The sequence below is a fragment of the Hymenobacter translucens genome, from assembly GCF_020685205.1.
GTDB classification, from domain to species: Bacteria; Bacteroidota; Bacteroidia; order Cytophagales; family Hymenobacteraceae; genus Hymenobacter; species Hymenobacter translucens.
In genome coordinates this window covers 222,303-235,701 of the sequence record NZ_JAJERB010000007.1, presented here as the reverse complement: position 1 = coordinate 235,701, position 13,399 = coordinate 222,303, and the positions used below count along the sequence as shown (strand labels likewise).

The 13,399-nt window shown below is 62.5% G+C and carries 11 protein-coding genes; 5 read left to right on the top strand and 6 right to left on the bottom strand.

Translation table 11 applies throughout. The annotated features are described in order from the left end of the window. Nucleotides 1-55: 55 nt before the first annotated feature. The gene (locus tag LJY25_RS16270) at nucleotides 56-868 is read left to right on the top strand and encodes a TrmH family RNA methyltransferase (protein ID WP_227609416.1); all 813 of its coding nucleotides are present in this window, start codon (nucleotides 56-58) and stop codon (nucleotides 866-868) included. Here the strand turns inward: LJY25_RS16270 and LJY25_RS16265 are convergent. Together LJY25_RS16265 and LJY25_RS16260 are read right to left on the bottom strand one after the other, a co-directional pair. Beyond that, nucleotides 828-1,562, bottom strand: a complete 735-nt coding sequence (locus tag LJY25_RS16265) for a DoxX family membrane protein (RefSeq protein ID WP_227609415.1) — start codon at nucleotides 1,560-1,562, stop codon at nucleotides 828-830. The genes LJY25_RS16270 and LJY25_RS16265 overlap by 41 nt on opposite strands. A 65-nt stretch (nucleotides 1,563-1,627) precedes the next feature. Further along, complete coding sequence (locus tag LJY25_RS16260) at nucleotides 1,628-4,672, bottom strand: DUF7948 domain-containing protein (protein WP_227609414.1); 3,045 nt, start codon at nucleotides 4,670-4,672, stop codon at nucleotides 1,628-1,630. A 265-nt stretch (nucleotides 4,673-4,937) separates the two neighbouring features. Here LJY25_RS16260 and LJY25_RS16255 point away from each other — a divergent pair, with 265 nt between their 5' ends. Then, the gene (locus LJY25_RS16255) at nucleotides 4,938-5,225 is read left to right on the top strand and encodes an acylphosphatase (RefSeq protein WP_227609413.1); all 288 of its coding nucleotides are present in this window, start codon (nucleotides 4,938-4,940) and stop codon (nucleotides 5,223-5,225) included. Nucleotides 5,226-5,273: 48 nt separating this feature from the next. Here the strand turns inward: LJY25_RS16255 and LJY25_RS16250 are convergent, their stop codons facing one another. The 3 genes from LJY25_RS16250 to typA all read right to left on the bottom strand — a co-directional run bounded on the left by LJY25_RS16250 (nucleotide 5,274) and on the right by typA (nucleotide 9,140). Continuing rightward, entirely contained in the window at nucleotides 5,274-6,098 is an 825-nt protein-coding gene (locus tag LJY25_RS16250; RefSeq protein WP_227609412.1) for a T9SS type A sorting domain-containing protein, read from the bottom strand. Between the two features lie 217 nt (nucleotides 6,099-6,315). Further along, nucleotides 6,316-7,218: a T9SS type A sorting domain-containing protein gene (locus LJY25_RS16245; RefSeq protein WP_227609411.1), complete on the bottom strand. Its 903-nt coding sequence runs from the start codon at nucleotides 7,216-7,218 to the stop codon at nucleotides 6,316-6,318. Nucleotides 7,219-7,331: 113 nt separating this feature from the next. After that, entirely contained in the window at nucleotides 7,332-9,140 is a 1,809-nt protein-coding gene (typA, locus tag LJY25_RS16240) for a translational GTPase TypA (RefSeq protein WP_227609410.1), read from the bottom strand. A gap of 218 nt (nucleotides 9,141-9,358) precedes the next feature. Here typA and msrB point away from each other — a divergent pair, with 218 nt between their 5' ends. Next, on the top strand, nucleotides 9,359-9,904 hold the full coding sequence (msrB, locus tag LJY25_RS16235) for a peptide-methionine (R)-S-oxide reductase MsrB (protein ID WP_227609409.1): 546 nt from the start codon (nucleotides 9,359-9,361) through the stop codon (nucleotides 9,902-9,904). 146 nt (nucleotides 9,905-10,050) lie between these two features. Continuing rightward, complete coding sequence (locus tag LJY25_RS16230; RefSeq protein WP_227609408.1) at nucleotides 10,051-10,401, top strand: hypothetical protein; 351 nt, start codon at nucleotides 10,051-10,053, stop codon at nucleotides 10,399-10,401. A 70-nt stretch (nucleotides 10,402-10,471) separates the two neighbouring features. On the opposite strand, the gene LJY25_RS16225 is transcribed toward LJY25_RS16230, so the two are convergent. Next, on the bottom strand, nucleotides 10,472-11,068 hold the full coding sequence (locus LJY25_RS16225) for a hypothetical protein (protein WP_227609407.1): 597 nt from the start codon (nucleotides 11,066-11,068) through the stop codon (nucleotides 10,472-10,474). 211 nt (nucleotides 11,069-11,279) lie between these two features. Between LJY25_RS16225 and metG the strand changes: the two genes are divergently transcribed. Next, nucleotides 11,280-13,325, top strand: a complete 2,046-nt coding sequence (gene metG, locus LJY25_RS16220; protein ID WP_227609406.1) for a methionine--tRNA ligase — start codon at nucleotides 11,280-11,282, stop codon at nucleotides 13,323-13,325. The last annotated feature ends 74 nt before the right edge of the window (nucleotides 13,326-13,399 follow it).

Below are 13,399 nucleotides of genomic sequence, written 5' to 3'. Positions count from 1 at the left end.
TTCGTCGCCCGCCGTCCCGGGCGCGTATCTTCGCGCTTTCCTCACACCCGCGCCCATGCCTGCCGCTCCCGACTTCATTTCCAGCCCCCAGAACCCGCGCATCAAGAACCTGCTTCGCCTGCAGCAGAAATCCTCGGAGCGGCGCAGCCAGGACCTGACCATCATCGAGGGGTTCCGGGAGCTGACCATTGCCCGGCAGGCCGGCATTCCGGTGCCCACGCTGTTTGTATGCCCCGAGCTGGCGACGGCCGAGCAGGTGCGGGAGCTGGAGCAGCGCCTCGACCCGGCGACCGAGTGGCTGCAGGTTTCCAAAGCCGTGTTTGAGAAAGTGGCGTACCGGGAGGGCTCCGACGGCATTCTGGCCCTGGCCCGACCGCCCCGGCGGCGCCTGCAGGACCTGCAGCTGCCCGTCAATCCGCTGCTGCTGGTGCTGGAGGCGGTAGAGAAGCCGGGCAACCTGGGCGCTATCCTGCGCACGGCCGACGCTGCCCAGGCCGACGCCGTCATCATCTGCGACCCGCGCACCGACCTGTATAACCCCAACGCCATCCGGGCCAGCATCGGCTGCCTGTTTACGGTGCCTACCGTGGCCACGTCGCGGGACGAGCTACTCGCCTGGTGCGCCGAACAGGGCATCCGGACCTATGCCGCCGCCCTCACCGACCAGGCCCGGCCCTACACCGACTTTGACTTCCGCGGGCCCACCGCGTTTGTGATGGGCACGGAAGCCGACGGCCTTACCGCGGAGCTGCGCCAGGCCTGTACGGCCACCATCATCATTCCTATGCGCGGGGCCATCGACTCGCTCAACGTCAGCACCGCCACCGCTATTCTGACGTTTGAAGCGGTGCGGCAGCGGGACGCATAGCGGCACCACGGGTAAAGCCCGCTTTGCGGCTGCCCCACCAGAGCCTGCCGGCTGCGGCCAGCAGCACTGCCAGCCCGGCCACCATCGTGCCCTTCATCACCTCCAGGGAAACCGGGTACAGCAGGCTTCCGACCAGCATTATGGCCGCGCCCAGCCACCACAACAGCTCCAGCCCCACCGGACCGGTCCGCAGGCGCTCCTGCCGTAGCACCGCCGGATGCGCGGGCGGGTACACCAGCCATTTCAGCCGGTCGAAGTCGTGGAGCAGCAGGCCGATGGTGAGCACGAGAAAGCCAGTCGTGAGGTAGGGCGTACCGGTCCAGTGCTGCGACCAGGTCAGCATCACAATGCCCACCCACATCGGCACCAGCATTACCGCGCCCAGCAGGGCAAACCGCCCCGTGAGCAGCAGCAGCCCGATCGTGAACTGTGCTACGCCGATAAATTGGGCAAAGATTTCAAGCCCGTTGGCGGCCAGAAACGCGTGGTTCATTGGTGGGCCCATCAGCCCCCGGATCTGGTTGTCGGAAAGCTTATACAGGCCCCCGCCGAGCATTAACGCACCCAGCAGCAGGCGGGACGAAAAAACGTACGCCCGCCGCAGCCAGCCCCCGGCTGCCAGCGCCACCGCCGTAGCCAGCACCGGCAGCAGAATCATCAACAGGTAAAGCAGGGCAGCAGGAGGCCCGGACATGGCTCGATGATCAGGGGGAAATGTCAGGAAGCGAAGCGGGGCAGGAGGCGTCGGCTGAACGTTTGCTACCGCACGATTTCAACCCAGCCCTTCAGCGGGGCTTCAAGGCAGCCCGTGCGGGGCGTGACGTGGTAGTAGTAGATACCCGCTGCCTGTCCTTCGCCCTGCCAGTCGTTGGCGTACGTGCTGCTCTGAAATACCTGCCGGCCCCACCGGTTGTAGATGGCTACGGTGCTGCCCTGCACCGTAGCGGGCAGCACCAGGAAGTCGTTTAAGCCGTCCTTGTTGGGGGTAATGACATTGGGCAGGTTCAGAAGGGTAGGGTCGCGCACCACGTCAAAATTGATGGTGTAGGGGCAACCATCCGGGAACAGGGGCCGGACGGAGTAGCGTCCCGGCTGCGAAACCCGCTGAATCGTGCGGGTCCGCTCCCCGGTCGACCACTCATAATCCGGGGCGGCTACCCCGGCGTCCAGGGTCAGGGGCTGGGCGCAGTCCAGCTGCACCGTGCGCACCTCGTCGGGGGGGAAGGTTGAAGGGTCGCGCACCACGGTGAACTGAATGAAATAGGGGCACACTCCCGGGAAAATTGGCCGGACGGAGTACACGCCTGGCGCCCGGATGCCCTGAATGGTGCGGGTCCGCTCCCCGGTCGACCACTGGTACTCGGGCGCCGCCACGCCGGCATCGAGGCTGATGGTCTGGTTGCAGCCCAGCAGGACGTTGCGTAACTCATCGGCCGGCTTTGGCAGAACCGTTACGGTAACGGTGGCTGTGTCGCGGGGGCGGCCGCAGGCCACCGAGCGAATGGCAATCAGCTGCACCTGGTAGGTGCCGGGGTTGGTGAAGGTATGCTGTGGGTTTGTCGTAACAGCCGTGGTGCCGTCCCGGAAATCCCACTGGTAGCTGCTGGCGCCCACGCTGTTGTTTACAAACTGCACGGGCAGCGGGCTGCACCCCGGCGCCACCGGCGCTACCCGGGCCGCGAAGTCGGCAATGGTGTTGCTGCTCAGGTTAAACCGGAAGATGGCGCCATCGTTGCCCACGGCGCGGGACGTAAAGGCGTAAACGCCCGGCGTGGTGGGGTGGTCCCGGGCCGTGGTGCACTCAATATGAGTCAGCACGCCCTGCTTGTTGATGGAGCTGGCCGCCGCCGGGTGCAGGTGGGTGCTGAAGGCGTTGATGCTGCCCATAAAGCTGCCGTAGATGAGGGAGCTGGCTTGCGGGCCCAGCACCGACAGGTAGATGCTGCGGGTGGTGCCGTAGAGGGCATCACTGGTCACCGGTGCCGCCACCTGCTGCGCATTGGCGTAGGCGCTGAACATGATCCGGTCGCACTCGTCGATAGCAAAGGTGGTGACCCCGGAAGAATTTTGCCCAAGCCCGCTGATCCGGGTCGAGAAGATGGTGGACGTGAGGTTTGGCGACAGGCAGTGCAGGAAAACCGATTGTCCGGGCGCGGCCGTGTAGGAATACACCCCGCCCGTGATGGGGTAGCCCGTGCCTGCCGTTTCGCCGGCTACGCACACCTGGCCCTGGGAGTTGAAGTCGAGGTAATGCCCCGAGTCGAAGCCCGGGCTGCCCAGCAGGGTGCTGGCCTGAAGCACGTTGCCCGTGGCGCTGATGTTGGCCAGGAAGCCATCGGTGCCGGACAAGGTGCGGTTAATCACCCCGGGCGTAGTCGGGAAGTTGGCGCTGCTGGTTTGCCCGCACACGTACACCGAGCCGTTGGCCGCTACGCGCAGGTCGTTTACCTGGTCGTTGTTGCTGCCGCCCAGAAACGTCGACCAGACCAGGGCAGAAAGCGTGGGGTTGAGCTTTGTCACGAAGCCATCCGAATTTCCCCCGTAGTTGGCCTGAAAGGCGCTTTGGGTCGGAAAATCCATCGAAAACGTGGTGCCCCCCACCAGCACGTTGCCCGCGGCGTCGAGCGTCATGGCTCCGGGCACCGATGACAGGCTACCGGCCTCGGAGCTGCTGCCCCCGATGAAGGTGGACCCCAGCAGGGCGCTGCCGCTCGCGTTAAACCGCGTCACCGTCATGTCCTGACCGCCATTCAGCGTGCGGCGGAAGCCGGTCGGGGTGACGGGGAAGTCGGATGAGCTGGTAAGCGCCAGCAGGTGAATCTCCCCGGCGGCATTTACCACCAGCTTAAGCGGGTACTCGGTTCCGTTGGACGTGCGGCCGCCCATGTAGGTAGAGTACAGCAGGGTGCGGCCATCGGGGCTGTACTTGGAAATGCCCACGTTATTAAACCGCCCGGTGGTCTGGAAGGCCCCCACGGTAACGGGGTAAGGCGTAGAAATAAGGTAGCCCGACGTATACACGTTGCCAAGCGCATCAGAGGTGGCGCAGTTGGCCGACATGCCGCCCGAGGTGCCCGAGTACGTGCAGAAAATCAGGGAAGGGTCGATGATGAGCTTGCGGGTCGGGTCGTAGGAGCCGGTGAGCTCGAAGCTTACCTCCCCGTTGCGCAGCACGAAACGACAGGCCACCGGCTCCTGCCGGCCCCCAGCATTCAGCTGATACGCCACCGGAGCCTGCTCGGTCTGGGTGCCCAGGCTGGTATGCAGGCGTAGCTCGCCGTTCTGCAGCTCGACCTTGTCCAGCCCTTCGTAGCGCATCCGGATCAGGCGGGGGTTGGCCTTGGGCGCCACTTCGTAGTCGTACTCCAGCTGCCCGCTGGCCGCCGTGTGCCACACCAGGTCGATGCCCGGATACACCTGCTGGTAGCGCAGCTGCCCGAACACCGGCACGTTGCCGGCCCACTGCTGCGGGTCGTTGCCGAGAAAGAAGTTCTGGTAGCTGGCGCGCTTGGCTTCGGGGCTTATCCGGGGCGTCTTGGCCGCGCCCACCAGCTGCATCCGGAACGCGTGCCCGCGCACCGGCTTGTTGGCGTGAGCGTCGTGGTCGGAGAGGGGCTCCCGCAGGCTATAGGTAAAGGCGGAGTTTTCAAGAAACAGCCGGCCGCCGGGCACCTCGGTACTGTACCGGACCCGGGCCGGCCACTGCTTCTGGTTCGGCACAAAGTCGAAGCCGGGCAAGGCCGGCTCAGCCGCGAGGGTTACCAGAGGAAGAAATAAGCTGACAGCAGAGAGTAGAATGCGCATAGTAGGATGATCTTAAAAGAATAAAAACGGTTGCATCAGATCCGGCAGGCCTGGAATGAAAACAAAGCAAAACTCGGTACTAAAAGGCAGACCAGAGGCTGCCAGAGCCGTAAAAGCCCGAAGCCGCCCGTAAATTCAGCGTGTTGCAGCTCAACGGACAGCGGGTGCCTGAAGTAGCCGCTGCCTGAGCTGTTTTTCGTAGCTAAGACCGCCAGACCGGCATCCCGTAGACCGGAATTTCCTTCCGTTAATCCCAGCCAGCGCCATGACCCGTACCACCCCCGATGAGCACCGCACGTTTCATGTTCATGGCCGCGTACAAGGTGTTTTCTTTCGGCAGAGCACCCGGGAGCAGGCCCGCCGGCTAGGCCTCACCGGCTACGTGCAAAACAACGAGGACGGTACCGTCACGATTGAAGCCGAAGGCTCCGTTCCGGCCCTCGACGACCTGGAAAGCTGGTGCCGGCAGGGGCCGCCCGCCGCCCGGGTCGACAGAGTGGAAGTCAGCACCGGGCCCGTGCAAGGCTGCTTGGCATTCGACGTGCGGCGGTAGCAGAAAAGCGCCGCCGCATCTTTTCCACTACACGAATCCGGGGAGCGTTTACTGCCGGATAATGCGCTGGGTGAAGCTGCCTGCCGCAGTAGAAACCCGCACCAGGTACAAACCCGGGGCAAGGCCAGTCAGCAGCAGCTCGGCAGGGGCAGAGCCGGTCAGAATGAGCTGCTCCCGCCGGCAGGCGCCCCGGGCATCCAGAATTTCAACCCGGGCTGAGCCCGGCGTGGGCAGCTGCACAAATAGCTGACCGTTCGCCGGGTTGGGGTAGATGGCCAGGCCCGCAAGCTGACCGGGGCGGACCGGGTTTATCGAGGTCTGGAAGGCATAGCTCCGCACGGTGGCCTGCCCCTTTATGCGCAGCCAGCCGTAGCGGTACCCGCCACCTCTTTGGGCCATGCGCAGGCCGAGGTAGTGGGTTGCGGTATCCCGCCAGTAGCCGGAGGTGCTGGACCCGGATGGGGAAACCTGGCTGAAATACAGGGATGCTTTGCTCATCAGCGTACCCGAAGCCGGCTTCCACCACACGTAGCGCCCACTGCTTCGCGGCCGGCTGCTGATACTGTCGCCCGCGGCCAGGGGCAAAGCCATGCCGCGGTTACGGACCGTTGTTCCCCACGTAGCCGAGTCGGCCCCGGCTACTTCGGTATCGGCACGTTTGGCTTCTGCTTCAATGTAATATACGCCGGAGCCGCTGCCCGTACCGACGGTGCGGGTGCTGAGGATCAGGTCGTTCTGACCGTCGCCGTCTACGTCCAGCTCCTGGCAGAATCCCGCGGGACTACAGCCAAAATTGATTGTACTGGGCATGACGCGCAAGCCGGCGGTCTGACCCGCGACAATCCGGCCCTGCTGGGCATAGGACGCGGGCATTAATCCAACTAAGCACAACCCCAACAAGAGCAGCAGACGGAGTTTCATGGGATACCAGGCAGAGTATAGGTGAGGATGATTCGGGTTCTAAGCTAAAAGAGGTGCTTGTAAATTGAAAAAAGCTGCCTGCACGCGAACCGGGAGCAGCTGTGGGGCATGGGCTGTTGCAGTTGAATGAAAGAACACTTGACCGGCCTGGAGCCGGGCGCTCCTGGCGCTAAAGTTTGTGCAGCCGCTGGGTGGTTCGGCCGGCAGCGGTGGTAAGTTCCAGCAGGTAGATGCCCGCCGGTAACGTGGCAATGCTCAGTTCCTGCTCGCCCCCGGCGGTCAGGATGTGCTGCTGCACTACCCGGCCCGCGGCGTCCAGCAGGCGGAGCTGGCCGGACCGTTCCGTCCGCAGCCGGAGAATTTCTGCTGCCGGGTTGGGATAAAGCTGCCATGTGCGGGCCGCTGCCTGCGGGGTAGCCAGAATCAGCTGCTCGAACGCGTATCCTTTGATGGTGAGGGTGATGCTTTGCAGCGTCAGGTTGCTGACCTGCAATCCAACCCAGCCATACGCCCAGCCGGCACCAGCTGTGCTGCGGAGCCGCACGCCGGCATAGATATCCTGCCCGCTATTCCAGTACCCGTAGCTCCGGCCGCCGGCCGGGTTGGTTTCGATATGAGCCAGCGCCGCGTTGCGGTACAGATTGGAAGGGTTAGCCCAGATGTTGGGCAGTGAAGGGCTGCCGGTGGGCGGGGGTAAGCTGCTCTGAATCTCGCTGGAGGGCGTGAAGCCAATGATAACCGGGCCTCCGGATGCAGCGGCAATTTCAACGTCGGTGTGCAGGGGCAGAAGCAGCGCCTCGGAGCTGGTCCCGGTCCGGCCGGCCTGCGACCAGGTAGTGCTGAAGGCAACCAGGCGCAGGTCAAACCGCCCGTCGCTGTCCAGATCGAGCGAGTCAAACTGCTGCACGGTTGTGTTTGGTCCGGCCGGGCGGGTTACGGCGACAACCCGGTCCGGGCTGATGTCAACGTGACGCACCCCGGCAGTGGCCCCGGCGATAATACTTTGGGCCGTCGTTTTCTGATAAAAGGCTCCCGTGGAGAAAGCCAGCACAGTCAGTAGAAGTCGTATCATAATGAATTGTGTAAAATCATTATCAAGATAGCAGAAAGCACTGATACCGGTTGGCATAAAGACAAAAAAGGCACGACCGAAGCCGCGCCTTTTTTGATACTACCAATTTAAAACTAGTCGATTTTCTTGGCCGAGCGCAGACGCTCATTTTCGTCGAGCAGGATCTTGCGCATCCGCATCGACTTGGGCGTTACCTCCAGGTACTCATCCTTCTGGATGTATTCCATGGCTTCCTCGAGCGAGAACTGACGCTTGGGAATGATCTTGGCGTTTTCATCCGAGCCCGAAGCACGCATGTTCGTCAGCTTCTTGCCTTTCTGAATGTTGATGGTCAGGTCGTTGGGGCGGGTATGCTCACCGATAACCTGGCCGGCGTACACTTCCTCGCCCGGATCAACGAAGAACTCGCCACGGTCCTGCATCTTGTCGATGGTGTAGGCGGTGCCGGCACCGGTGTCCATCGAAATCAGCGAACCGGAGATACGGCCGGGAATCACGCCCTTGTAGGGCTCGTAGCTCATGAAGCGGTGGTTCATGATGGCCTCACCGGCGGTGGCGGTCAGCACGTTGTTACGCAGGCCGATCAGGCCGCGGGCGGGGATGTTGAACTCCAGGTGCTGCAGGTCGCCCTTGGGCTCCATGATGGTCAGCTCGCCCTTGCGCATCGTTACCAGCTCAATCACCTTACCGGCGGTTTCCTCCGGCACGTCGACCACGAGGTGCTCGATGGGCTCGAGGCGGTTGCCGTTTTCGTCCTCGCGGAACAACACCTGAGGCTGGCCTACCTGCAGCTCGAATCCTTCGCGACGCATGGTCTCGATCAGAACCGACAAGTGCAGAATGCCGCGGCCGTACACCAGGAAGGTGTCCTCGCGGTCGGTTTCCTTGACGCGCAAAGCCAGGTTTTTCTCGGTTTCCTTGAACAGACGGTCGCGCAGGTGACGCGAGGTCACGAACTTGCCTTCCTTACCGAAGAACGGCGAGTTGTTGATGGTGAACAGCATGTTCATCGTCGGCTCGTCGATGCTGATGGTGGTCAGCCCTTCGGGGTTTTCGGCGTCAGCGAGGGTATCACCGATGTCGAAGCCTTCGATGCCGGTTACGGCGCAGATTTCGCCCGAGCTAACCTCGGCTACTTTCGTGCGGCCCAAACCTTCGAATACCTGCAGCTCTTTGATCTTAACTTTCTTGATGGTGCCGTCGCGCTTCACGAGGCTCATGTTGGCGCCTTCCTTGAGCGTACCGCGGTGCACGCGGCCGATGGCGATACGGCCCACGAACGATGAGTAGTCGAGCGAGGTAACCTGCATCTGAGGCGTGCCGTCGAGCACCGGGGCGGGCGGAATCGAAGCAACTACCGCGTCGAGCAGCGGGATGATGCTGTCGGTTTTGGTTTTCCAGTCGGTGCTCATCCAGCCCTGCTTCGAAGAACCGTACAGCGTCACGAAGTCCAGCTGGTCTTCGTTGGCGCCGAGGTTGAACATTAGGTCGAATACCTGCTCGTGCACCTCGTCGGGCCGGCAGTTTTCCTTGTCTACTTTGTTGACGACCACGATGGGCTTGAGGCCCAGGTCGATGGCCTTGCCCAGCACGAAGCGGGTCTGGGGCATGGCGCCTTCGAAGGCATCTACCAGCAGCAGCACGCCGTCGGCCATCTTGAGCACCCGCTCTACCTCACCGCCGAAGTCGGCGTGACCAGGGGTGTCGATGATGTTGATTTTAACGTCCTTGTAGCGAACGGACACGTTCTTGGAGACGATGGTGATGCCCCGCTCACGCTCCAAGTCGTTGTTGTCGAGGATCAGATCGTCGAACTGCTGGTGCTCGTCGAAAAGCTTTGAGGCGTGAATGATTTTGTCCACGAGCGTGGTCTTGCCGTGGTCAACGTGCGCAATGATTGCGATATTCCGGATGTTCTGCATACTAAGGGTTTTGCGGGCGCAAAGGTAGACAATTCCCCGCGCAAAGCCCGCCTTAATCAATTATTACTGAGCAAAGAACACTGAGCAAGGGGCATTTAGCTCCCTGAGCCGGTAACTTATTGCCGGGCCGCAACCCGAACCGAACCCGGGCCGCGTATGTTTTGCCCACAGCAGCACCCTGCTGCTCAGCTTTTTCATCCGCCTTTATTTTTTCACTGATGCGCTCCTCCCTTCTTGTACTTCTGCTCTCGGTTCTGACCCTGGGCTCGGCCTGCTCCCAGAAAAAGCAGGGCGCCACGGCGGCTTCCACCTCGGCCTCAGCCGGCAAGCAGTATCCTACGGCTAAGCCCGTCACCCACCAGCCCAACGAGTTTCCGGTCCGCAAAACCGACGCGCAGTGGAAAGCCCAGCTCACGCCTGCCCAGTACTTTATTCTGCGCCAGCAGGGCACCGAGCCGCCGTTCAACAACAAGTACCACGACAACCACGAGAAGGGCAACTACTACTGCGCCGCCGACCACAACCTGCTGTTTTCCTCCGAAACCAAGTTTGAGTCGGGCACCGGCTGGCCGAGCTTCTGGGCCCCGGCCACCGAGGGCAGCCTGAAGGTGACTACCGACGACAGCCACGGCATGAGCCGCGACGAGATTGTATGCGCCCAGTGCGGCGGGCACCTCGGCCACGTCTTCAACGACGGCCCCAAGCCCACCGGCCTGCGCTACTGCATGGACTCCGACGCCATGATATTTGAAAAGGCGAAGTAACTGCGCTGATTACTCTTCCGGTCGGCTGTTCTGCCCTCGGGCGGGGCGGCCGACTGCTTTTCGGGTCTGGCCGATGCCAACCCCACCGTCGGGCTGTGCGTTGTAGCTCCGCGGGCAGACGATGGTCCGCGCTAACCTGAAGTGCCATGAACCGCTACGTTTCTATTTCGACCCGTGCCCTGCTGCTGGGCGGCGCCCTGCTCAGCACCGGCTGCATGTCGTCCCAGGACCAAAGGGCGGAAGTAGACCGGGTTCCGGTTCCCACGGCCATCAACTCCGACGCCCAGCGCCGGGCCGCGTACGACAACGGTACCAATGCCGGCGGGGCCGTACCTGACGCCACCCCGGGCCAGGTTCCGATCCGGGAGCAGGCCAGCGGCACGGGTGCCCGGCAGCGCATCGAGAGCGTGAATACCAACGACCCCAACACCACGACGCCCGAAACCCGGGTCCGCCGCCTGCGCGACTCCCCGGTTGATACCCTGCGCCGCCCCTAAACTACCCCCTAACGCAACCGGCCCGCTCAGTTTCCTGGCGGGCCGGTTTATTTTTGGAAGCGTCGGCAGGCTACGCCCCGGCTTCACCGGCGCTGCCGGCCTCCGGGCTGGTGGCCGGAGTCGTGGGTTTGGCCGCCGGGCGACTCCGGCGGCTCGGGGATGCAGGAGCAGCTGCGGGGGCTGAGGCAGCGGGCCGGGCCTTCTGGGCGGCACCGTTGGCGCTGCCGGCAGCCGGGCGGGCCGGGCGTTTGCGGGCAGCCGGGGCCGCGGGCTTGGTATCACCACCGGTCGAAACGCTGTCGGACGAGGAAGTGGGCGTGGCGCTGTAGTGGCGCACGATTGTATGCAAAGCTTCCTCAAACATGCGTTCCGTATCCACGTCGAGGCGGCGGGTCGCTTCACGCACTACTTCCTTCAGCTTTGCTTTCGTTTCTTTGCGAATGTTTTTCACCATCTCGCTCATGCGCAGGTCCAGCTCCCGCTGCAGCTGCTTGGCCGCCGACTTCAGGGTCTGCTTCTGATTCGCCTTTTTGTCGTCGCGCTTTTTGGTTATCGACGCCGACGCCTTGCCGGCGGCTTTATCCGCTTTGCGCTGGGCTTTCAGGGCCGGGTCTTTCTTGGGAGCCTTGGGGGCTTTTTCGGCTTTGGCCGGTTTGGCGTTTTTCATGCGTGCAGAGAGTTGGTGATACTACGGCCGACAATTTAGCTTAAACTTTCGTCGGCGGGAGCACGACAGTAGACGTAGTTGCCAGCCAAAAAGATTTACTAACCAGCTGTTTCCGTTTTCCATCCATTTCAACTCTTTTTTCAGTGGTTAATCAACGGAGCTATTTTCTGAAAGCCCGCTTTTTACCCATTCCTTTTTGCTTTTCCTGCCCATGCCTGCCGACTTTAAACGCTATACCGTAACTGCCGCTCTGCCCTACGCCAACGGACCTGTCCACATCGGGCACCTGGCCGGCGTATACCTGCCCGCCGACATCTATGTGCGCTACCTGCGGGCTGCCGGGCGCGATGTGAAGTTTATCTGTGGCTCCGATGAGCACGGCGTGCCGATTACCATCCGGGCCCAGAAGGAAGGCGTGACGCCCCAGCAGGTGGTCGATAAGTACCACGCCATCATCCGCGACTCCTTCGCCGACTTCGGCGTCTCGTTCGATATCTACTCCCGCACGTCGTCGAAAACGCACAGCGAGGTTGCCAGCGGCTTTTTCCGGAAGCTCTACCAGGAAGATAAGTTCATCGAGCAGACCTCCCAGCAGTACTACGACGAGAAAGCCGACCAATTCCTGGCCGACCGCTACATCGTGGGCACCTGCCCCAACTGTGGCAACGAGAATGCCTATGGTGACCAGTGCGAGAAGTGCGGCTCCTCGCTCAGCCCCACCGAGCTGATTTCGCCCCGCTCCATGCTCAGCGGCAACCAGCCCGTGCTGCGCGAAACCAAGCACTGGTACCTGCCCCTCGACCAGTACGAGCCCTGGCTGCGCGAATGGATTGTGGAAGGCCACAAAGCCGACTGGAAAGCCAACGTGTACGGGCAGTGCAAGTCGTGGATTGACCAGGGCCTGCACCCCCGCGCCGTGACGCGCGACCTCGACTGGGGCGTGCCGGTACCGGTAGCCGGCGCCGAGGGTAAAGTGCTGTACGTGTGGTTCGACGCGCCCATCGGCTATATCTCGGCCACCAAGGACCTGCTGCCCGACACCTGGGAAACCTACTGGAAAGATCAGGACTCCAAGCTGGTGCACTTTATCGGCAAGGACAACATCGTCTTTCACTGCATCATCTTCCCGGCCATGCTCAAGGCCCACGGCGACTACATCCTGCCCGACAACGTGCCGGCCAACGAGTTCCTGAACCTGGAAGGCGACAAAATCAGCACCTCGCGCAACTGGGCGGTGTGGCTGCACGAGTACCTGCAGGAGTTTCCGGGCAAGGCCGACGTGCTGCGTTACGTGCTCTGTGCCAACGCCCCCGAAAACAAGGACAACGACTTTACCTGGAAGGACTTTCAGGCCCGCAACAACAACGAGCTGCTGGCCACGCTGGGTAACTTCGTGAACCGCGCCGTGGTGCTCACCCACAAGTACTACGAAGGCCGGATTCCGGCGCGCGGGGAGCTGACGGAGCTGGATGAGCACGTCATCCGGGAAATGAGCGAGTACCCCGGCCGCATCGGTCAGCTCATTGATGGTTACCGGTTCCGCGACGCGCTGAATGAGCTGATGAACCTGGCCCGCCTCGGCAACAAGTACCTGGCCGATACCGAGCCCTGGAAGCTGATCAAAACCGACGCTCCGCGCGTTGCGACCATCCTCAACATCGCCCTGCAGCTCACCGCCAACCTGACCACGCTGATGGAGCCTTTCCTGCCCGCCACGGCCACCCGCCTGCTGGGCATGCTGAACCTGGAGCCCCGTCCGTGGAGCCAGGCCGGCAACTCCGAGGTGCTGGCTTCCGGCCATCAGGTTGGAGAGGCCTTTTTACTGTTCGAGAAGATCGAGGATGCCACCGTGGAAGCCCAGGTGCAGAAGCTGCTCGACACCAAGAAAGCCAACGAGCTGGCCGCCGCCGTGGCTGCTCCCGCCAAGGACGACATCAGCTTCGAGGAGTTTCAGCGCATGGACCTTCGCATCGGCACCATCGTGGCCGCCGAGAAAGTGGCCAAGACCAAGAAGCTTCTCAAGCTGAGCGTGGACCTGGGCCTCGATGAGCCCCGCACCATCGTGTCGGGCATTGCCGAGCATTTCCTGCCCGAGGCCCTGGTAGGGCAGCAGGTGCAGGTGCTGCTCAACCTGGCGCCCCGCGAAATCAAGGGCATCCAGAGCCAGGGCATGCTGCTGATGGCCGAAAACGCCGACGGCACGCTGAGCTTAATGCAGCCCAGCAGCGCCGTACGCCCGGGCTCGGGCGTCGCGTAAGTTCGGGCCACGCATCAAACCTAAAAGAGCCAACTGCTGCGAAGCGGTTGGCTCTTTTAGGTCTAGCTCGTTTG